At 34.1% G+C, this 20,196-nt stretch carries 19 protein-coding genes and 1 riboswitch; of the genes, 9 read left to right on the top strand and 10 right to left on the bottom strand.

Features of this window, described 5'->3' with window-relative positions; translation table 11 throughout:
• Window position 1: 1 nt before the first annotated feature.
• Window positions 2-101: riboswitch (SAM riboswitch) on the top strand.
• A gap of 292 nt (window positions 102-393) precedes the next feature.
• Both IRZ83_RS13720 and IRZ83_RS13715 read left to right on the top strand, forming a co-directional pair.
• Window positions 394-1,383: a TlpA disulfide reductase family protein gene (locus IRZ83_RS13720; protein WP_194569555.1), complete on the top strand. Its 990-nt coding sequence runs from the start codon at window positions 394-396 to the stop codon at window positions 1,381-1,383.
• Between the two features lie 56 nt (window positions 1,384-1,439).
• A complete protein-coding gene (locus tag IRZ83_RS13715; RefSeq protein WP_194569553.1) occupies window positions 1,440-2,936 on the top strand; it encodes an aminotransferase class V-fold PLP-dependent enzyme in 1,497 nt (498 codons plus the stop codon).
• A 42-nt stretch (window positions 2,937-2,978) separates the two neighbouring features.
• Here IRZ83_RS13715 and IRZ83_RS13710 read toward each other — a convergent pair whose 3' ends face one another.
• The 5 genes from IRZ83_RS13710 to IRZ83_RS13690 form a co-directional block, all read right to left on the bottom strand.
• The gene (locus IRZ83_RS13710; RefSeq protein WP_194569551.1) at window positions 2,979-3,410 is read right to left on the bottom strand and encodes a hypothetical protein; all 432 of its coding nucleotides are present in this window, start codon (window positions 3,408-3,410) and stop codon (window positions 2,979-2,981) included.
• 64 nt (window positions 3,411-3,474) lie between these two features.
• Window positions 3,475-3,918, bottom strand: coding sequence for an adenylyltransferase/cytidyltransferase family protein (locus tag IRZ83_RS13705; protein ID WP_029272513.1), 444 nt, complete (start codon window positions 3,916-3,918; stop codon window positions 3,475-3,477).
• A gap of 20 nt (window positions 3,919-3,938) precedes the next feature.
• Entirely contained in the window at window positions 3,939-5,081 is a 1,143-nt protein-coding gene (locus tag IRZ83_RS13700) for a hypothetical protein (RefSeq protein WP_194569549.1), read from the bottom strand.
• Window positions 5,082-6,221 carry a UDP-galactopyranose mutase gene (glf, locus tag IRZ83_RS13695; RefSeq protein WP_194569546.1) on the bottom strand — a complete coding sequence of 380 codons (1,140 nt, stop codon included), beginning with the start codon at window positions 6,219-6,221 and terminating at the stop codon, window positions 5,082-5,084. It abuts the gene before it with no gap.
• Window positions 6,218-7,357, bottom strand: a complete 1,140-nt coding sequence (locus IRZ83_RS13690) for a glycosyltransferase (protein ID WP_194569544.1) — start codon at window positions 7,355-7,357, stop codon at window positions 6,218-6,220. Before IRZ83_RS13690 ends, glf begins: the two co-directional genes overlap by 4 nt.
• Before the next feature lie 262 nt (window positions 7,358-7,619).
• Between IRZ83_RS13690 and IRZ83_RS13685 the strand changes: the two genes are divergently transcribed.
• Window positions 7,620-8,252: a ferritin-like domain-containing protein gene (locus IRZ83_RS13685; RefSeq protein WP_194569542.1), complete on the top strand. Its 633-nt coding sequence runs from the start codon at window positions 7,620-7,622 to the stop codon at window positions 8,250-8,252.
• 173 nt (window positions 8,253-8,425) lie between these two features.
• Entirely contained in the window at window positions 8,426-8,725 is a 300-nt protein-coding gene (locus IRZ83_RS13680) for a hypothetical protein (RefSeq protein ID WP_194569540.1), read from the top strand.
• A 74-nt stretch (window positions 8,726-8,799) separates the two neighbouring features.
• On the opposite strand, the gene IRZ83_RS13675 is transcribed toward IRZ83_RS13680, so the two are convergent.
• A complete protein-coding gene (locus IRZ83_RS13675) occupies window positions 8,800-9,480 on the bottom strand; it encodes an SRPBCC family protein (protein ID WP_194569538.1) in 681 nt (226 codons plus the stop codon).
• A 204-nt stretch (window positions 9,481-9,684) separates the two neighbouring features.
• On the opposite strand from IRZ83_RS13675, the gene IRZ83_RS13670 reads away from it, so the two are divergent.
• A complete protein-coding gene (locus IRZ83_RS13670; protein ID WP_029272506.1) occupies window positions 9,685-10,854 on the top strand; it encodes a zinc-dependent alcohol dehydrogenase in 1,170 nt (389 codons plus the stop codon).
• Between the two features lie 83 nt (window positions 10,855-10,937).
• Here the strand turns inward: IRZ83_RS13670 and IRZ83_RS13665 are convergent, their stop codons facing one another.
• The 4 genes from IRZ83_RS13665 to IRZ83_RS13650 all read right to left on the bottom strand — a co-directional run bounded on the left by IRZ83_RS13665 (window position 10,938) and on the right by IRZ83_RS13650 (window position 16,970).
• Complete coding sequence (locus IRZ83_RS13665; RefSeq protein WP_194569536.1) at window positions 10,938-13,115, bottom strand: hypothetical protein; 2,178 nt, start codon at window positions 13,113-13,115, stop codon at window positions 10,938-10,940.
• A gap of 99 nt (window positions 13,116-13,214) precedes the next feature.
• Window positions 13,215-14,024, bottom strand: a complete 810-nt coding sequence (locus IRZ83_RS13660) for a mechanosensitive ion channel family protein (RefSeq protein WP_194569534.1) — start codon at window positions 14,022-14,024, stop codon at window positions 13,215-13,217.
• Between the two features lie 213 nt (window positions 14,025-14,237).
• Window positions 14,238-14,807: a ferritin-like domain-containing protein gene (locus tag IRZ83_RS13655; protein WP_194569532.1), complete on the bottom strand. Its 570-nt coding sequence runs from the start codon at window positions 14,805-14,807 to the stop codon at window positions 14,238-14,240.
• 18 nt (window positions 14,808-14,825) lie between these two features.
• On the bottom strand, window positions 14,826-16,970 hold the full coding sequence (locus tag IRZ83_RS13650) for a catalase (protein ID WP_194569530.1): 2,145 nt from the start codon (window positions 16,968-16,970) through the stop codon (window positions 14,826-14,828).
• A gap of 575 nt (window positions 16,971-17,545) precedes the next feature.
• On the opposite strand from IRZ83_RS13650, the gene IRZ83_RS13645 reads away from it, so the two are divergent.
• The 4 genes from IRZ83_RS13645 to IRZ83_RS13630 are packed head-to-tail and all read left to right on the top strand — an operon-like array spanning window position 17,546 to window position 20,193.
• The gene (locus IRZ83_RS13645) at window positions 17,546-18,373 is read left to right on the top strand and encodes an STAS domain-containing protein (RefSeq protein ID WP_194569528.1); all 828 of its coding nucleotides are present in this window, start codon (window positions 17,546-17,548) and stop codon (window positions 18,371-18,373) included.
• Between the two features lie 21 nt (window positions 18,374-18,394).
• On the top strand, window positions 18,395-18,793 hold the full coding sequence (locus tag IRZ83_RS13640; protein ID WP_029272500.1) for an STAS domain-containing protein: 399 nt from the start codon (window positions 18,395-18,397) through the stop codon (window positions 18,791-18,793).
• A complete protein-coding gene (locus tag IRZ83_RS13635; RefSeq protein ID WP_029272498.1) occupies window positions 18,774-19,187 on the top strand; it encodes an anti-sigma regulatory factor in 414 nt (137 codons plus the stop codon). Before IRZ83_RS13640 ends, IRZ83_RS13635 begins: the two co-directional genes overlap by 20 nt.
• A complete protein-coding gene (locus IRZ83_RS13630; RefSeq protein ID WP_194569526.1) occupies window positions 19,180-20,193 on the top strand; it encodes a SpoIIE family protein phosphatase in 1,014 nt (337 codons plus the stop codon). Before IRZ83_RS13635 ends, IRZ83_RS13630 begins: the two co-directional genes overlap by 8 nt.
• Window positions 20,194-20,196: the final 3 nt, after the last annotated feature.

The following is a 20,196-nucleotide window of genomic DNA, read 5'->3' as shown; positions in this document are numbered from 1 at the left end:
TGACTTATCCAGAAAGACTGAGGGAGTAGGCCCTATGAAGTCTTAGCAACCTGTTGCCAAATAAGGTGCTAAATCCTTCCGCTTTGGCGGACAGATAAGAACGATTTCCTAAGAAAATCTGAATAAGCTCATTAATTATTTAAAACTTTTACAATTAAGATGAAGAATGAGCCATTATTTTTACAAGCTAGTCCCGAACACACTAAACTATCATTCACAGAAAACAAACTCATAGTTTTCCGAATGTGAAGCTGATAATTTTTAATCCCCTTTTTTCTGTTTTTACAACATTTGATAAAAGCCATTCCAAAAGTGACAGAAGAATTTTTTTGTCCAATTTTAAACTAAACGACAACAAATTATACTTAAAATTCAATTTAAAATCCAAACCAAATGAAAAAGATACTAATCGGTTTTGCTTTATTTCTTGGCTTTACCCAAACTCAGGCGCAAGAAAATAATTTACAATTAAAAGGAACTGTTATAGATACAGTAGCAAATTATGTTTACCTGCAAAAATTCCACAACAAAATGTTTACTACGATAGATTCAGTAAAAGTTGTAGACGGGAAATTTGCTTTCAAAACAAAAGTAAAAACTCCAGAACTTTATGGTTTAAGTGTTAATACAGAAAATTCGCCATTTTATATTTTCTTAGAAAAAGGTCCAATTACCGTAAAATTAAGTCCAAAGAAATATTACAGCGCTTCTGTGGTTGAGGGATCAGTTTCTCAGGAATTATTCGATGCTTATAGAAAAGAGAATGACATCGAAATCAGCAAATTTATTACAGAGCATCCAAATTCTATTGTTTCTGCCTATGTTTTATATCGAAATTGGTCGTACAGATTAACACCAGATCAAATTTTGGCAAATATAGCTTTGCTTGATAAAAGCCAGCAAAATACCACTTACGTGAAAGAACTAAAAGAACTTGTAACGGTTTTAAACGGATTACAGATTGGCAAAAAAGCACCAGATTTTACAGGTAAGAATCCTGAAGGAAAATCAGTTCAGCTTTCTGAAAATTTAAAAGGCTATACTTTAATCGATTTTTGGGCTTCATGGTGTGGACCATGCCGAAAAGAAAATCCAAATATTGTAGCTGCTTACAAAGAATTTCACGACAAAGGATTCAATATTGTGGGCGTTTCTTTGGATAAAAAGAAAGAAAACTGGGTAAAAGGAATTCAGGATGATGGTTTAAACTGGATTCAGGTTTCTGAATTAACCTTTTGGAACAGCACAATCGCTAAATTATATGGTGTAAGAGCAATTCCGGCTAATTATTTAATCGATTCAAAAGGAATTATTGTAGCAAGAAATCTTCGCGGAGAGGAACTTCAAACTACACTTAAAGCACTTTTAAATAAAAAGGTTTAATCATAAAAAGGAAATTTTCTAAGAGAAAAATAGATTAAAATTTAAATGATAAGGAAATGAATGCGATTGAGACAGAAACACAACAAATAGAATTAGAATGTTATTTTTCTAAATTTAGAGCAAATACAATTGGAGTTAATCATACTTTTAAATCGGTTTACGGCAAGCAAAAATTACTGTATGCAGATTGGGTTGCGAGCGGCAGATTATATGGTCCGATTGAAGATATCATGCTGACTAAAATAGGTCCGATGATTGCCAATACGCATTCATTTTCGAGTCAAACCGGAAAAACTTCAACGTATGCTTATCAGCATGCGAGAGAACTAATCAAAAAACATGTAAATGCCAATGCAACTGATGTTTTGGTAACTACAGGAACAGGAATGACGGCGGCTTTGTCTAAACTGCAGCGCTACATTTGTTTAAGAAAAACTGATACTACTGAAAACGAGAAAACAAAAAATGAAAATGAGCGTCCAGTTGTTTTTATTACGCATATGGAGCATCATTCGAATCAGGTTTCTTGGTACGAAACAATTGCCGATGTTGTGATTTTACCTCCAAATGAAGACAATTTGGCCGACCCTAAAATACTATCAGAAATCATAAAAAAATACGCAGACAGACCTTTAAAAATTGGTTCTTTTACTGCTTGCTCGAATGTTACAGGAATCATTACACCTTATCATGAACTGGCAAAAGTAATGCACGAAAATGGAGGTTTTTGCTTTGTAGATTTTGCTGCTTCTGCTCCGTATGTAGCAATAAATATGCATCCTGACGATCCAGAAGAACAATTAGATGCTGTTTTCTTTTCTCCGCATAAATTTTTAGGAGGTCCCGGAACTTGCGGTATTTTGGTTTTTAATGAACAATTATATAAATCTACTTATCCTGATAATCCTGGCGGAGGAAATGTAAAATGCACAAATCCGTGGGGAGGTTATTATTACAGTGATGTTATAGAAGTTAAAGAAGATGGCGGTACGCCTGGTTTTTTGCAAGTAATAAGAACAGCCTTGTCTTTAGAACTTAAAGATAAAATGGGAGTTCATAATATAAAAAAAAGAGACAAAGAATTACTTGATCTTTGTTATGAAGAATTGCAGAAAGTAGAGGGTTTGTCTCTTTTAGGTGATTTGGAAACAGAGCGAATTGGCTGTATTTCTTTTATAGTCGAAAATATTCACTATAACTTAATTGTCAGACTTTTAAATGATAGATTCGGAATTCAGGTACGTGGAGGGTGGTCGTGTGCAAGTACGTATGCACATTATTTATTTGATATTGATCAGAAAAAATCTGAAATAATAACAAATGAACTTCTTCAGAGAAATCAAACCAATAAGCCAGGATGGGTGCGTTTGTCATTGCATCCGATTATGACAAATGAAGAAGTTTTGTTTATTTGCGAAGCGATTAAAAAAGTAGTTTCAAATCATAAAGAATGGCAAAAAGATTATCGTTATAATCCTTCTACAAATGAATATGAAAGCAGTATTGAACAAGAAAATATTGCAGAAGATGTTAAAGAATGGTTTAAGCTGTAATGCTTAAACCAATTAACAAATAGATCATCAAGAACAAATTTTTTACAACATATAACGATTGGTCTTTTTTGAAAGATAAGAAAGTGCCCCTGTTGACCACAATACTAAAAATATTAAAACAGGCTGAAAACACAATCTAATAAATCGAGATTGGTCTGTATCTAGTCCAAAGGCATCAGTTCCATTTAGATATTGAGCAATATTGCCTGGAAAAACCAAAACATAAAAAACAGCCAGTGCTATTCCAAATTCTATTTTGTATTTGGTTAAAAAAATCATTCCAATTCCGAGAATAATTTCTACAATTCCAGAGAGGATTACAACAAGATCTTTATCCAAAGGAATCCAATTTGGAACTTGAGCTTGAAAATCATCTCTTTGAAAAGTAAAATGTCCAATTGCGGCAGTTATCATAAAAATTCCTAGCAATATCCTGAAGAAATTTTGAGTTTTAGAAGTTTCAATAGTGCTCATAATAATGTTTTTTTTAATAAATAAGTTTCTCAACCTATTGTTGAGTTTAATTTTTTAGTTTGATTTATTTAACAAGTTTTAAGCTCTCCAGCTGGTATACCTCTTTTCGAAGACCGCTGCTAGAAAATCGATGATTGCGTTGATTAAAAATCAATTTAATATTCATCTTTTCGCAATAGCTTCTTCCTGTAAAGCTTACATCTTTATATTCATCGCCTAAAATACGAACATCTATAGGCAAAGCCTGAAGAATATCTTCGAGATCTTGTTCTGTCGTATAAGGAATAATTTCATCTACAAATTTACAAGCTTTAAGCTGAATGTATCTTTCGACAACAGATTGTGTTGGTTTGTTTTTTTCAGGACGGTCTATTGTAGGGTCGGTTTGCAAACCTACGATTAGATAATCACAATGCATTTTTGCTTCCTCAAGCATACGCACATGGCCTGCATGAAGCAAGTCGAAAGCACTGAATGTAATTCCGGTTTTAGTTTTCTTTAGTTTCATTTTACATCTCATTATATTGATTATCTAAAAAGGTTGAGTACAAAATCCATGATTTTGGTCGTATTCTTAAATTTTGATGTTGCATTTTTAATAGATTCTATATATTCCTGATGGGCGATTCTTTCACCATTTTCATCCAAATCAAAAATTCCACAATTAGAGTAACTGTTTAAATTATCCCAATCTGGCCTGTCGGTAACCGGATAAATACAAATACCGTTTAAATCAACTCCGTTTTCTTTGGCAATTAAAGATTGACTTATAATCTCTTCAATCCATTCTACTCGGCCTGAGCCAAAATGACCCGTTTCAGAAATAAAAATCGGCTTTTTGTATCTTTCATGTGCCGTTTGCAGCAACTCAGAAAGTGGTGTTCTTTTTTGTTGTGTATCTGGCCAATCCAGCGGTTCACTATTGGCTATCCATTGGCAGTTCCAATAATAATTAAAACCCAAAATATCCAGATAATCTTCAGATCCGCCAAGTTCAGGACAGATTCTTCCGGCAATAATATCCATCGCCTGAAATTGATGTCCATTTAATTCAGTTATATCCAAATTTTCCTGTTCATTCGCATGAATTTTCACTAACGGTTCTACCAAAATAATTACACATTCAGGATCAACAGTTTTTAAGGCTTTAATTCCAGAAATAGCCGCTTTGCACAAATGATATTTAATATCCCATCCACTATTTACGGCAAATGGTACAGTACCCCGAACATCGCCAGAATGCCAAGACAAAAAGCTGATTTCATTAATTGGCACTACATATAATTCTTGAATGGAATTTTCATTGTAAAAAGAAGCAAAAGCAACACACAAGGCGGTAAATCGGTCACAAAAATGCGGATGCGTTGGGTAAATATCGTCAGGGTAACCAAAGTGAATCAAATCCCAGATTTGCTGAATACCTATTTCTTCAGCCGCTTTCATACGGTTATACACTTCGGTGAAGTCAAAAAATCCAGGAGATTTTTCGACTTCACTCCAGCAAATTCCTTCACGTACTGTTTTTATTCCCATAGCATACAACGCTTCATAGTCTTCGTATACGCGAGTATCGTGCTGTGTTTCTTTAAGAAGATTTATTCTTTCGCCAGATCTATTAATATGATCTGCGCATTCAAAACCTCCCATGAAAAAGGTGTTAAAAAGTTTCATTTAGCCAGCAGTTTTATAATTCACTTTATTTTTATTCTCAAGAGTATCAAAAAGATCCAGCGCATTTTTAAACGCTTGATCCATGTTGAAATATTTATAGTTAGCCAATCTTCCAACGAAATGAACATCAATTAGTTTTTCAGCCTCAGCTTTGTATTTTGCGTAAATTTCTTGATTTCGAGGATTAGGAACAGGGTAATAAGGTTCTCCTTCATCTACCGTAAATTCTCTTACGACAGTTGTTTTGTCTGAAACTTGATTTCCAAAATGCTTATACTCGATTATTCTGGTAAAATCAACTTCGGTTCCAGGATAATTAACAACTGAATTTTCCTGAAATAATGCCGCATCAAAAGTTTCACTAACAAAATTGATAGAACGGTATTCTAATTTTTCTGTCATACTGTGCTTAAAATCAAAAAAGCGATCAACAGGTCCGGTATAAAATAATTTTTCGTAGCCTTTATATTCCTCTTTTACATCAAAATAATCGGTTTCCAGTAAAATTTCAATGTTTGGATGGCTCAATATGTTTTCGAATAATTGAGTGTAGCCGCCTTTTGGCAAAGCCTGATATTTGTCAGAAAAATAACGGTCATCGTAATTATGACGAACAGGAATGCGTTCTAAAACAGAAGCATCTAATTCAGCAGGATATTTGTCCCATTGTTTTTTGGTGTAATGCTTAAACATTTTTTCATAAAGTACAGGGCCAACACGATTTAAAACTGCTTCTTCGCCATTTGAAGGTTTTTCGATAGGAGTTCGGTTTTGTTCAAGCCAATTTCCCATCTCTTCTTCAGACTCGATTTTGGTTTCAAACAATTGATTTACAGTGGTAATGTTTACCGGAATCGGTACAGTTTTTTCATCAACTCTTGCAATTACTTTATGTTCCCAAGGATACCATTCTGAAAATTGGTTGACATATTCCCAAACCGATTCTTCATTGGTATGAAACAAATGAGCTCCATATTTTGAGACCAAAATGCCATTGTCATCAATATAATCATAGCAGTTTCCTGCAATGTGATTTCGTTTTTCAATAATTAAAACTTTTTTGCCTATTGAGGCGTATTTTTCTGCAAGAACGGCACCAGATATGCCGGCTCCGATTATTAGTATGTCTATATGCTTCATTTTGTAAATTCTTTAATAATGGATTGCATTTTTTCTGCAGTAGCATCCCATGAAGTGTTTTTTAGTATTTCATGATATTTTGCCTGCAAGGATGAAGTGGCTCTTTTATCAAATAAAGAAGTAATTGCATCAGTAAATTCGTCCGCATTTTCTACAAGGCTTACACAATTGCTGTAATCGCGTTCGACATCGTGAATTTTTGTAGATATAATAGGTTTTCCAGCCGCCATATATTCTAATGTTTTGGTTGGGCTGATGTATTTTGTAGCATCATTTATAGCAAAAGGCATCATAGCAATGTCAAAAGCTTTTAAATAGTTTGGCAATTCATTGTAAGATTTCATTCCCAAATAATAAATATTTTCTTCTCTTGGAAGATCAGATTCGTCAATTTTAGCTAACGGGCCAATCATTACGAAGAAAACTTTAGGCAGTTTTTTTGCTGTTTCTTGTATTAATTTCAAATCAATACGTTCATCTATTACTCCAAAATAACCTACAATAGGGGTGTCAATATTTGCAATGTCTTGTGGAATTTCGATTCCGTTTAACGCTTGTACAAAATGTTTTTCGTCAACAGAACTCGGAAAACAATATACATTAGAGTGCGATTGTTTTTTAGATTCGTATAACGATTTTCCTCCTGTAAATACGATATCAGCATTAGCCATTAGGTATTTTTCCTGATGAATTAAATACTCTGGAGCACCTTTAAACAATGAAAGTTCATCCATACAATCATAAACTACAGTTTCGAATTCAAAGAAATCTAATAAAGGAGTAAACGAAGCCGAATAAAACCATCCAATACTTGGATTACTGTTTTTTATATAGTCAGGCAATATTTTAGCAATCGATTCGATGTCTTTTACTTTTGGCTGTAAAACATGAAGATTGTCATTTACAACAGTAAGATTTGCAGTATTTTCTTCTTTGCTGTCATAGCTTATTGGTTCCTCAATCAATAAAACTTTCATATTATCTGACATTCTGCTGATAATATGCTGTGGGCGCTGATAAACAAATTGCCATCTTAAGTGGCAAAAAACGATCATATCGTAATTTTGAGCAGTTTCATTATTTGCAGAAACTATTTTGTTTTCATTTTTTTTTGGGTCTTTTAAATTTGTTAGCATGACATTCTATTTGTTTGATTAGAATAAGGGTTTTAGATAATTAGCTTTAGTTAGTTCTGATTAACTATTAGAAAAAGCTAACCAAAAGTAGATAGGATATACACTATTAAATTATATGATTATCTAAGTTTGTTATAGAATTAATACATTGTTAACTCCTGATTATTAAAGGTTTAAATAATGTAATCTTAACCGATAATCCTATAAGAACTAAGGTCGATTGTGATTATACATTTGACAAACAAATTTTAAAACTATAATCATGAAAGATTCAAACACAAAAACCGCAACTAAAAAGGCAACAGGTACAACTGCTGCAAAATCATCAAAAACTACAACTTCAAAAACGGCAACTTCAAAAACTGCTGCACCAAAAGGTACTGTAAAAGCTAAATCTTCAGCAGCTGAAGGTTTAAGAGAATTATTTGTAGATTCATTAAAAGATATCTATTGGGCAGAAAAAGCTTTGACAAAAGCATTACCAAAAATGGCAAAAAACGCAACATCACAAAATCTTATTGATGCCATCAACGATCATCTTACTGTAACTGAAGAACAGGTAACTCGTTTAGAGCAAGTTTTTGCTTCTGTAGGAGAAAAAGCATCAGCGAAAAAATGCGATGCAATGGATGGCCTTATTAAAGAGGGTGAAGGAATTATGGAAGAAACAGAATTAGGTGCTGTTCGTGATGCTGGAATTATTGCAGCGTCTCAAAAAATTGAGCACTACGAAATTGCTACTTACGGAACTTTAGCTGCATTTGCTAAAACTTTAGGAGAAGATGAAGCTGTTGAATTATTAGTTCAAACTTTGAACGAAGAAAAAGAAGCAGACATTACACTAACTGAAGCAGCATACAATACAATTAATTTTGATGCTACAGAAGAAGAATAGTCAAAAACTCTTCTACCTAAAAAAACCTGCAATTTAAAATTGCAGGTTTTTTTATGTTTAGAAATAAAATTAATTGTAACTTGTTAATATTGTAATAGTTATAAATAATAATGTAACTAATAACGAATGAATCCGTTTAATTTAGTGCTATTACAAACTATAAAAACATTATTATGAAAACGCTATTCAAAACCAAAATGGCACTTTTAATTGTCGTAGCTGGCCTTGCATTTTCCTGCAAAAAAAATGAAACCGCTCCAGCCGATAATTATACAAACGAAGCAGATACTGCGGTAACAACTCTAGACAGTATTGGACCAAATGGTGATACTACAAATGTAAATGCAAGTACAACAGGAACAACTGGCGCGACTGGAGAAGGTTCAACCGGTTCTGGTTCGGCAGGAACAACTCAAAAAGGGAAGACCTCTGTTCGAACAGATTCTTTAACTTCAAAGAAAGCAAGTAATTAGAGGTTGATTTTATTGAAACAAAAAAACCTGCGACGAAATGCGGCGCAGGTTTTTGGTTTTATATATTTAGTCTGTTAGTGTGACTCTAGATACGATTTAAAATTTGTAATATCATCTTTTACCAATTTTTCAAAATATGGATTTAAAAGTTTTGCAGCGCTTTCGCCAGCAATTCCAAGTGGTGCTTGATACGAAATGGTTACATCAATTTCTGTAGCATTTCCTTTTGATTTAAATGTTACTTTTCCAACATTTTTGACTGCTGCTTCTTCTAAAGATTGCCAGCTCAAGAATTTTTCTTTTTCATCTTTAATGATTTCGGCTTTCCAGCTTATTTTTCCAATGCCACCAGGACCTTTTGCCGTCCATTTTGATACAGTAAAGTTTATAGGCTGCACAGATTCTAGATGATTCATGAATTTTGGCAGATTTTCGACATCACGCCAAAAAGCATATACTTCGCTTACAGGCTTATTGATTACACTGTTTACACGAATATTAATATTTGAAGCTTTGTCATTTTTTAAATGGTCTACGGCATCATAAACGGGGCAATATCCCGAAAGACCTCGTAATAACATTGATCCTCCAGTACCAATTTTAGTAATGTTTTTTTTCTCTGCAGCTAGACCTTTGTATAATAAATAAGAACCGCTTGTAATCATTGCAATTCTTTCTAAAGCAGATACATTAGTTTTAAGTTTAGACGTTTTTTGTTTTTGTGAATTTATCGGAGATGCAATTTGTGTTTCCATGATTTCTTTTTTTATGAATAATTGATGTTGAAGTAATTATAAGAATTCAAAACTACTATTTATAACCTGTTAAAAATTACAGCTTTAGCTTCATATTTTATATGATTGCCAGTGGTTTTTTATATAAGAATTTACTTTAATATTATAAGCCTAAACACTTTTATAGTAGTTAATTAGCTATTATTAATTTTAAAAAGTAACATTATGAAAGCAGCCGTAATTCATGGTCCCGGATCTGTAAAATACGACACAGTCGATGATCCAAAAATTAAAGAGAAAGATGATATAATTTTAAAAGTAACCTCAACAGCGATCTGCGGTTCTGATCTGCATATTTATTCTGGAGGGTTGCCTCAGCCTAGACCAATGGTTTTAGGGCATGAGTTTATGGGAATAATAGAAGAAGTTGGTGCTGGGGTAACGCATCTTAAAAGAGGAGACCGCGTTGTAGTGCCGTTTCCTATTGCGTGTGGCAACTGTTTTTTTTGTAATCACGATGTTCCAGGAAATTGCGAGCATAGCAATCCAGAACATTACGGACCAGAAGGCGGTATATTGACAGAAAAGGGCGGTGCTCTTTTTGGATACACAGATTTATATGGTGGTTATGACGGGGGACAGGCACAATATGTTCGCGTTCCTTATGCTAATTTTGGACCAAGAGCAGTTCCGGATGATTTAACAGATGAGCAATTGCTTTTTTTAACCGATATTTTCCCAACGGGATATACAGGTGTTGATTGGGGAGAGGTAAAAGGCGGTGAAACTGTAGCTATATTTGGCTCAGGTCCAGTTGGACTTATGGCAGCGAAAAGCGCTTGGCTTCGCGGAGCAGCGCAAGTTATTGTGGTAGATACATTGCAATTTAGACTGGACAAAGCAAAAGCCACAACCGGATGTACAACAATACTTTGGGAAGATGGCGCAAAAGAAGTTGTAGAACAAATTCGCGAACTGACTAATGGGCGAGGAGCAGATGTATGTATTGATGCAGTGGGTTTTGAGCCAGACCGAAATTTTGCCGATCGTTTTAAAGCAACTATAAATTTCGAAAAGGGATCGACTAAGGTATTGGAAGCTTGTATGAGTGCTGTGAGAAGAAGCGGTATTGTATCTGTACTTGGTGTTTATCCTGTAAACTATGATAATTTTCCGCTAGGTCAATTTTTTGATAAGGGTATTACGCTTAGAGGAGGACAAGCACCAGCGCACAAACATATAGACAAACTTTTGGAATATGTTGTAGAAGGGAAAGTAAAACTTGATGATATTATCACGCACAGATTACCGCTTTCTGAAATTTCTCATGCCTATGATATTTTTAAGAAAAGAGAAGATGGCTGCGTAAAAGTAGTTCTAGATCCTTGGCAATAAAATTTTATACAAAAATGAAATCCTAAATTATGCATTGAATTGCTAATTTAGGATTTCATTTTTAAATATAGTAGCGCAAGGTTTTAGTTCAAATCGATTTTAATGCTACTTTTTCCGCACACTTCATACTTGTGCATTTTTTTTGTCTTTTTACTTTCTTTTAATACTTCACCATTTGCTTCAAGTTTAATTTTAGTATCAGCAGTTTTATTAAGGCTGATAATGTTTAAATTGCAAATCATTTCTTCACTGCCATCAAGATGAAGAGTTACTGAATTTCCTTTTTTAGAATATTGCGTAATTGGGTAATCGATAAAAAGTAAAAAATCTTCGTTGATTTTTATGTATTGTCTTGGTACAACTCCAAATGCTATTCCTGCGCCATATACTTCTTGACCTACTTGACCGCTTTGTTCCCAGCCATTATATAAGTCTTCTACAGGTACCCATAAATCTGGCTGCAATTCACCCGTTTTAACTTCTTCTGATAACATCTCTTTTGGAAGCATTAAAGGATAATAATACGGAATTCTGTTGATGGCATATTTTACAAATTCAGGAATTAATATTCGCAATGCAGGCAAAATATCTATTCCTTTCGCCTGAATCAAATATTCTGATAAAGCGGCATAAACTTCCATTTCTTCATAAGCAGCAGTATATGGTGCGTCATTGAGAGGGAATACACAGAAATAGTTATTATAATTTTTTCCAAATCCGTATTGGCAGTCCCAAATCTGCATGTTTTTGAACAAGCCCGCAAGACATGCGTAACTAATATCGAGATATAATTTTTTATTGGTGATTTTATACAATTCTAATAAAGCACCTGCTGCAAAGGCAGTATTATTAGCCTGATAAAAAATGTTAGATCCTATATCAGTCAGTTTTTTTGCTGCTTTTTCTGCTTCGTTCAAATACCGTTTATCATTGGTTAAACGAAATATCAAAAGCATTAAATGTGCGTATGAACCTGGTACATCTTTTTCTCCGCCATCTCCTGGTGCGGTTTCTTTTTTAATAACTTCAAAAGTTTCCATATCATAAAAAACCGGCCATTCGTATTTAAAATGATGCGCTACTTTTATCACATATTCAATAGAATCTAAAACCAATTTTTCTGCAATTTTATCTTTTTTTAAAGCTAATTTTGCCAGATTCATGAGCGGATGATGCAGGTACCACGAATCCATTATCATTTCTTTTTTTTGCTCTTCAGAGTTATCCAAATCTGCGCAAAGAGCAGGAAGCCAGCGGTTAATGCAATTTATTTTTGGATCATAAAAAGCAGGAATCCCACTTATTAAATCATTGTATAAAGGATGTTTTTTACCGCTCCATTTTTCAAATTCTTTAAAAGGAACCGATACGGCAAGCTGTACCATACTTTCTGCCGGCGTTTTATAATCGCACAAATAAGCATTGAGATACGGAATTCCGTTAGTTTGTGTCCAAGCACCTTTATTATGGTATAAATCTTTTAATACTTTTTCAGCAATATCAGGCCAATTGTGATATTCTGTTTTTGGATGAGGAAGAACTTTATAAATTCTTGCCAGATGCTCTAAAAAATTTTGGCATACTTGTGAAGATTCATCAGCAGTTTCATTTAAAATTACATATGCATCAGAAATAGTATAAGCTGTTCCAGCTGGCATTGGCAAGTCTTTCGTTATAGGAAGCTGAAATCCGATCTCTGGCCAGCTTCCGCCAACAGTTTCCCCAGCTGAAGTTTTGGTGGCTTCACAATAAGGGGAAATAGAAGTCAGATCTTGAAAATAAAATATTGAAATATCTTTTGGCTGTGTCATGTTTGCAAACAGTAATCCAGAGCGCGTACCCACCTGATGCATGTGAATTTTTCCCATTGTATTCTCAACGCTTCCATTTTGTGTAAGAGGCATAATATCTCGTGGCCAAAAAGGTATCAACAATGGAATATTTGCTGTAAAAGATGTTTTGTAATGAAGTATATTATCTGGAAAATTTATTCTTACTTCATAACTTCCTAATCTTGAATTCAATAAAACAACAATCGTTTCCTCATCATCAAAAAGATTAGCGACTTCAAAACAGCTGTTCATTCCGAATGCAGCTCTAAAAGCGATTTTTCTATTTTCCGGCATAAGTACCACAATCCATAAAGAATCTCCAGTATTATACAACTGATAGGTATAATCAAGAATTTTTCTTTCCAGTACTACTTCACTATTTTCAATATCTGCCTGCGCCGTGGCACTCCAAGGTGTAATTGTGTTCATAATGATTAATTTAAAAATTATTGATTATCTAAACTTTATATGTCTTAAAGTTTGCAAGTGCTCTCCGTTTAAGGAGTTTATTAATAAGATACTGCCTGTTTATTTAATAGTAAATCCATTTTCTTGTAAAGTTTCAGCAACTTTCATTATAATTTCAGATCGGTGTTTTCCATCTGTGATAGTAATGTCTGTTTTTACCCAATATTTTATACTGATTTGAATTGTATTACCAGTGATTCCTGAAACAACAGCAGAATTAGAATATCCTTTGTCTACAATTTCGGTATCTGCTTTCATGACTTCTGTAATAAGTTCTAATGCTTTTCTGTAATCAGAGCCATATTCAAGGCCAATTGTAAAATCCTGAAGCAGAAATCCTTCGCTGTTAAAGTTGATCAGCGTATTCTTAATTAAAAGAGCATTAGGAATATAAATATTTTTGCTGTCGCTTTTGATTTCAGTATCACGCAGATTAAGAGCTGCAACTTTTCCTTTAACGCCGTTGCTTTCGATAATATCTCCCACAGAAAAAGGTCTTTTAAAAGCAAGTAATATACCCGCTAGAAAATTTTCTCCTATATCTTTTAGAGCAAAACCAATAATAAATGCTGAAATTCCTGCACCGGCAAGAACGCTTTGCGCAACTCCCGTAAGTCCGATAACGCGAAACATGAAAAGAAATCCAATTACAATTAAAATAGCCTTTATTAGATTTGCAATAAAAGCTGCTAATAAAGGATCATGCATTCTGCGCTTTAATCTTTGGTCTGCAAACCCCTTAACGCGTGATGCAATAATCCAGGCAATTAAAACTACTAAAATCGCTAGCAATAATTTTGGAGTGATATCAACAAGACTTTGGTAATATCCTTCGACATGTATTGCAATGTCATGTAAAAACTCTTCCATATTTATTTTATTAAATTGATTATATTGATGCTGTCATTTAAGAAATGAACTGCTATTAGATATTAAAAGTAATAAGCGATTTACTGAAAGTTTTACAAAATGATAATGTTTGGTTATATAATCATAAGTCATTGGAGAAAAGGTTTTTAGTATAAACAAAAAAAAACATCTGCATTTTGGTGCAGATGTTTTTTATAAATAATTGGATAACGCTTATTCAGCTGCCACAATATTGACAGCATTTAATGCAACATCATTAAGCAGACAATCAGCTTCTTTTTCTTCGGCCAATGTTTGCGTTAATAATTTAGATGCATCATTTTCGCCAAGAGCTTTTGCAAAGGCATTTAATGTACCGTATGTTGCAATTTCATAATGTTCAATTTTTTGTGATGCTGCAATAATACCTGCATCACGAACTGCTCCTGGTGTAGTTTCTTCCAGAATACTGTCGCCTTCTTTTAAAAGTCCGGCCATTGCTTCGCATTTTTTTCCTTCCGCTTTTTCTCCAAGCAAGTCAAATACTTTTTCTAGTCTTACGACCTGATTTTTGGTTACAGCTAAATGTTCTGTAATAGTGCTCGCAAGATTTGCTGATGTAGCGTTGGCAATCATTTTTGGCAATGCAGTTACAAGAGCATTTTCAGCCCAGTAAATATCTTTAAGACAATCGATAAAAAAGTCTCTTAAATCTGTAGCGGCATCTGAAGCTGGCGCTACAAAATTGTCTTTAGAATTTTTTAAATCAGCTTTATTTTGATTCGGTTTTTCTTGATTTTTCATGGTGTTATATTTTTAATATTAATTGTATAAGTTTTTTTCACGTTCCCAGAAACGGTGTTTTCCCATAGCGGTAATGAATTTTTGTGCAAAATCATCTGTTCCAGCTTCGCCTGTTAATACTAAGCCTTCATCATCATTGGTAATTTTAGAAGCAAATGGTGCGGCATTTATTACTGAAGTAGCATGGCCGTCTGCGCCAATAACTTTACAGTGCTTGTAAGCGTCACTTAAAAATTCATTTACATCCTGATCGTCTGCAAGTGCATCGACATTCAATCCGTCTGCAATATATACAGCGTCAAAAAGTACAGATGAAGCAGTTAAAAAACTAAAATCAACTCCAATTGCGCCATCAGAATCTGTGTTTACAGAACCTAAATGCGGAGCTACGATGAATCCTTTTGCATCTTCTTTTAAAAGTGCATTTTTAATATTGCTCACAGCAGCTTCAGAAACACCATCATTACAAATAATAGCTACTTTTCTTGAAGCAATTGTAGGCGAATTTGTTGGATTTTTAAGCATTGTCAAGGCATCAGAAGATGAAACAGACTGCTCTACAGTTTGTGGTTCGTGTTTAAGAGCTTCTTCGTTTTCTGGAGATACACCACGATTAATAGGCGTTTCTAAAATTGGAGGAACCGTAGCACCAAGACCTTCTGCCACTTTTTCAGCCAATTCTCTGTCTACTTGAGATAAAAGGCCAAGCATTCTTACTCGAATTGCTGTAGTATCTACTTTACCAAGTTCAAAACGCAATGCTTTTACAATATGGCTTTTTTCTGTTGGAGTTTGACTGTTGAAGAATAATTTGGCTTGACCAAAATGATCTGTAAAACTTTCACTTCTTTCTCTAACTTTATGTGCGTCGATTCTTTCGTTAAAACTAGAAAATCCGCCTTCAGCAATTTTTGCCTGATAAGGACATCCGCCACCTAGCGAATTAGGGTGATAGCTTACGCGGCCAACATTAATTTCCTGACGCATATGTCCGTCACGTTGATTGTTGTGAACTGGAGCAACACTTCTGTTGATTGGAATTTCATGAAAGTTCGGACTTCCTAATCTAGACAATTGTGTATCGGTATAAGAAAACAATCTTCCTTGAAGAAGCGGGTCATTTGAAAAATCAATTCCCGGAACTACATGTCCTGGGTGAAAAGCAATCTGTTCTGTTTCTGCAAAGAAATTATCAGGATTTCTGTTTAATACCATTCGGCCAACAATCGTTACCGGAACTAATTCTTCTGGAACTAATTTGGTTGGATCAAGCAAATCAAATTCGTATTTGTTTTCATCTTCTGCTGGAATTACTTGTACGCCTAATTCCCATTCAGGGAAATTTCCCATTTCAATAGCTTCCCATAAATCTTCTCTATGAAAATCAGGATTTTTTCCAGAAATTTTTTGAGCTTCATCCCAAGCGACTGCGTGAGTTCCTAATTTTGGTTTCCAGTGAAATTTTACGAAAGATGATTCATTTGCTTCATTAATCAATCTAAAAGTGTGAACTCCAAAACCTTCCATCATTCTGTAACTTCTTGGAATTGCACGGTCAGACATCACCCACATAATCATGTGCATTGATTCTGGCATTAAAGAAATAAAATCCCAAAAAGTATCATGCGCAGATGCTGCTTGTGGGATTTCGTTGTGTGGTTCTGGTTTTACGGCATGAATAAGGTCTGGAAATTTTGCAGCGTCCTGAATAAAAAATACGGGAATGTTGTTTCCTACTAAATCATAAATACCTTCCTGTGTGTAGAATTTTACTGAAAATCCTCTCACGTCTCTTGCTAAATCAGTTGATCCTCTTGACCCGGCTACTGTCGAAAATCGTGTAAAAACAGGAGTTTTTAATCCTGCTTCCTGCAAAAATCCTGCTTTTGTCAATTCAGGAATTGGGTTTGTTACTTCAAAAAAACCATGTGCACCAGATCCGCGGGCATGTACAATTCTTTCTGGAATTCTTTCGTGGTCAAAATGGGTAATTTTTTCTCTTAAGATAAAATCCTCTAGCAGAGAAGGACCTCTTTCGCCAGCTTTTAGCGAATTGTTATCATCATTAATCTTAACGCCTTGGTCGGTCGTCATGAATTTATTAGTTCCATCTGATTTGTTTATAGACAAATCTCGCTGTTTTTCATCTTGAAAATTTTCCATTAGTAAAATGTTATTGGTTTAAACTCAAAGTTATTGTTGGATATTACTTTAAAATTTTATCTCCTTATTAATATTAATTAAGATTTTATTTACTTTTAATTATCCAGTAAACCAAATTTACTTTATATAACTACCTCGTTATTATATTATTAAGATTGAAGATTGTAGAATTACCATTATTTGAATAATGATTTTAATCTTATAATAATTATGGGTGACCATTTTTCTGGATTAGAAAATAGATTTTTCAATTAATCGTAAAACAGTTGTAAAACATGTTAATTATGTAAAATAATCAAGTAATTATATAAATAAACAGTCTAACTGAAAAGATACATTTGGGACGCAAATTTTATAAGTAATTGCATTAATTTTGAATTTTTAAGTAACATTCTTCTCCTTAATATTATAGTTTTTTAAAATAGTTTTTTTTCTCTTTTATAAGATTAAACTTAGTTTTTTATCAATATTATAAGATAAATAGTATTATTTTTGTAAAGTTTTGCTTAATTTTTTTTGAATTTTAATAAAGTTATTTGTATATATTTGTTATACAAAAACCAAACATACAGCAAATGCAAAAAAATGTCTTAGGTGCTTTAAAAGAGCATGAAAACAAATTACTTACAATATGGTCTCAGCTTCTTTTAGAAAACGGATCGACTGATGGGGCAACAGAAGAAGAAGAATCAAAAGAATTTGCATCACTCTTACTAGATGCATTGCACCAATCCAAGGACAATCAAAATTCAGAAGAGTTTGAAAAAGTTCACGATTTGCTTATCGGAATTTCTAGCTCAAGAGCAAAGCGCGGTTTTTCACCTAGAGAAAATGCACAATATCTTATTTCTTTTAAAGAAGCGGCTTCAAAAATCCTATCCGATATAGAAAAAGATCCAGTAGAATTATACAACGCTAATTTACAATTAGGCTCAGTTTTAGACAACATGACCATCATGACTTTTGAAGCTTATATGAAAGGCCGTGAAGATGTGATTTCAAGACAAATAGATGAAATCAGCGAAATTTCAACTCCGGTAATCAGAGTTTGGGATGGAGTTGTAGCATTGCCAATTATTGGAACTTTAGACAGTTCAAGAACTCAGGTAGTAATGGAAAACCTTTTGCAGCAAATTGTTGATACAGGAAGTTCTATTGCGATCTTGGATATTTCAGGTGTTCCTGCAGTAGATTCATTAGTAGCACAGCATTTAATTAAAACTGTAAGCGCAACAAGATTGATGGGTGCGGAATGTATTATCAGCGGTATTCGCCCAGAAATTGCTCAAACAGTAGTACACTTAGGAATAGATCTTACAGGGATTATTACAAAAGCATCACTGGCAAGTGCTCTTCAAACAGCCTTCGAAATGTTGCAGCTGACGGTGGTGAAGAGAAAATAATCGAATAAGAGTTTAAACAATATGGAAAGAATTCCTATACTCAAGATGGGAGATTTTTTATTGGTTACAATACAGGTTGACTTGTACGATCAATTAGCAGAAAATCTCGAATCTGACTTAATAAACACAATAAACAAATACAGTTCTAAAGGTGTGTTAATTGATATTTCAGCAGTTTCTATAATTGACTCCTTTATGGGACGAATTTTAGGAAATATTGCTGTAATGTCTAAAATTATGGATGCACAAACAGTGGTAGTAGGAATGCAGCCTGCAGTTGCTATTACTCTTGTAGAACTTGGACTGTCTTTGAAAGGTGTTATTAGTGCCTTAAATGTTGAAAAAGGGATGGATCTGCTTCGCGCGAAAATGTACAATGGCGATAACGAAGAGCAGGTAGATGACGACGACAACGAATAAAGAAGAAATTCCTATCCTAAAAGAACAGGATGTGGTGCCATTGCGCAACCGCGTGCGGGACTATGGCGTAAAAATTGGCATGAGTATCTTAAATCAAACCAAATTAATTACTGCGACAAGTGAACTTGTCCGCAACCTTTTGAAATATGGGGGAGGCGGCAAAGTTATTATTGAAGCTGTAAGTAACGGCCGTGATAATGGCGTGCGTGTTACTTTTATAGATAATGGTCCTGGTATTCCAGATATTGATTTAGCGATGAAAGACGGATATAGCACAGGAAAAAGCCTGGGTCTTGGCTTACCAGGAACAAAAAGGCTTGTAAATGAATTTGATATAAAAACAGAACTAGGAAACGGTACTACTGTGACCATAACAAAATGGAAAAATGGATAATACTTTTTCCAGTTATAAAATTGAAGATAGAAGCCTTATTGCTTTTATAAAAAGAGAAATACATAATTTGGCACTTCAATTAGGTTTTAGCCCACATAGAGCTGCTGAAACAGATATTATTGTTGCCGAATTAACTTCAAATCTTATTAAATATGCTGGTGGTGGTGAATTGCTCTACAGAGCTCACTTAGAAGAGGGACATAATGAGATTGAAATATATTGTTTGGATAGTGGTAAAGGAATTGAAAATGTCAATAAAATAATGCATGACGGCTATTCTTCTTCTAATACTTTAGGACAAGGTTTAGGCGCTATTAAAAGATTGAGCAATGATTTTCAGATTTACTCCCTGCGAAATTGGGGAACAATACAATATGTAAAAATTTGCGAAAAAACTGATTTTACTGTATCACCAATTGCTAGCGGACTTAATTTTTCTGCTGTAAGAGTAAATTATCCTGGAGAAAGAGTATGTGGTGATGGATATCATATCAAACATTCAAAAAAAGGTTTTCAAATATTAGTTGGAGACGGATTAGGTCATGGAGCAAATGCACATGAAGCGGTTCAGCAAGCGATAAAAGCTTTTAAGCAGTGTGGTGAAAGTGAGCCTGAAGCAATTCTTCGTGATATACATGAAAAAGTCAAAAAAAGCAGAGGATTGGTCGCTACAATTGCATGCGTTGACTATCAATCTGAAAATTGGAATATTTGTGGTATAGGAAATATTAATACACGTATTTACAGCGGTATGGAAAACAAAACATACACTCCATACAATGGTATAATTGGTCATAATATTCCGCGTACCTTAAACAGCGCGATTGTGCCTTACCAAAAACATCAGGTTATAGTAATGCACAGTGACGGTTTACGTACAAGGTGGAATTTAAATGATCTGACTTCTATAATAAAACAGAATCCTGGAATAATTGCTTCTTCGTTATATAAAGATAATATAAGAGGCACTGATGATGCAACAGTTCTGGTGGGTAAAATAATTTAAGTG

This window comes from Flavobacterium sp. JLP, assembly GCF_015350755.1.
Classification (GTDB): Bacteria; Bacteroidota; Bacteroidia; order Flavobacteriales; family Flavobacteriaceae; genus Flavobacterium.
This window is presented reverse-complemented; position numbering and strand designations above follow the sequence as displayed.

Bases quoted from the DNA above. Each gene is read 5' to 3' on its own strand.
- IRZ83_RS13720 (WP_194569555.1), top strand. From the start codon at position 394: ATGAAAAAGATACTAATCGGTTTTGCTTTATTTCTTGGCTTTACCCAA.
- IRZ83_RS13715 (WP_194569553.1), top strand. From the start codon at position 1,440: ATGAATGCGATTGAGACAGAAACACAACAAATAGAATTAGAATGTTAT.
- IRZ83_RS13710 (WP_194569551.1), bottom strand. From the start codon at position 3,410: ATGAGCACTATTGAAACTTCTAAAACTCAAAATTTCTTCAGGATATTG.
- IRZ83_RS13705 (WP_029272513.1), bottom strand. From the start codon at position 3,918: ATGAAACTAAAGAAAACTAAAACCGGAATTACATTCAGTGCTTTCGAC.
- IRZ83_RS13700 (WP_194569549.1), bottom strand. From the start codon at position 5,081: ATGAAACTTTTTAACACCTTTTTCATGGGAGGTTTTGAATGCGCAGAT.
- glf (WP_194569546.1), bottom strand. From the start codon at position 6,221: ATGAAGCATATAGACATACTAATAATCGGAGCCGGCATATCTGGTGCC.
- IRZ83_RS13690 (WP_194569544.1), bottom strand. From the start codon at position 7,357: ATGCTAACAAATTTAAAAGACCCAAAAAAAAATGAAAACAAAATAGTT.
- IRZ83_RS13685 (WP_194569542.1), top strand. From the start codon at position 7,620: ATGAAAGATTCAAACACAAAAACCGCAACTAAAAAGGCAACAGGTACA.
- IRZ83_RS13680 (WP_194569540.1), top strand. From the start codon at position 8,426: ATGAAAACGCTATTCAAAACCAAAATGGCACTTTTAATTGTCGTAGCT.
- IRZ83_RS13675 (WP_194569538.1), bottom strand. From the start codon at position 9,480: ATGGAAACACAAATTGCATCTCCGATAAATTCACAAAAACAAAAAACG.
- IRZ83_RS13670 (WP_029272506.1), top strand. From the start codon at position 9,685: ATGAAAGCAGCCGTAATTCATGGTCCCGGATCTGTAAAATACGACACA.
- IRZ83_RS13665 (WP_194569536.1), bottom strand. From the start codon at position 13,115: ATGAACACAATTACACCTTGGAGTGCCACGGCGCAGGCAGATATTGAA.
- IRZ83_RS13660 (WP_194569534.1), bottom strand. From the start codon at position 14,024: ATGGAAGAGTTTTTACATGACATTGCAATACATGTCGAAGGATATTAC.
- IRZ83_RS13655 (WP_194569532.1), bottom strand. From the start codon at position 14,807: ATGAAAAATCAAGAAAAACCGAATCAAAATAAAGCTGATTTAAAAAAT.
- IRZ83_RS13650 (WP_194569530.1), bottom strand. From the start codon at position 16,970: ATGGAAAATTTTCAAGATGAAAAACAGCGAGATTTGTCTATAAACAAA.
- IRZ83_RS13645 (WP_194569528.1), top strand. From the start codon at position 17,546: ATGCAAAAAAATGTCTTAGGTGCTTTAAAAGAGCATGAAAACAAATTA.
- IRZ83_RS13640 (WP_029272500.1), top strand. From the start codon at position 18,395: ATGGAAAGAATTCCTATACTCAAGATGGGAGATTTTTTATTGGTTACA.
- IRZ83_RS13635 (WP_029272498.1), top strand. From the start codon at position 18,774: ATGACGACGACAACGAATAAAGAAGAAATTCCTATCCTAAAAGAACAG.
- IRZ83_RS13630 (WP_194569526.1), top strand. From the start codon at position 19,180: ATGGATAATACTTTTTCCAGTTATAAAATTGAAGATAGAAGCCTTATT.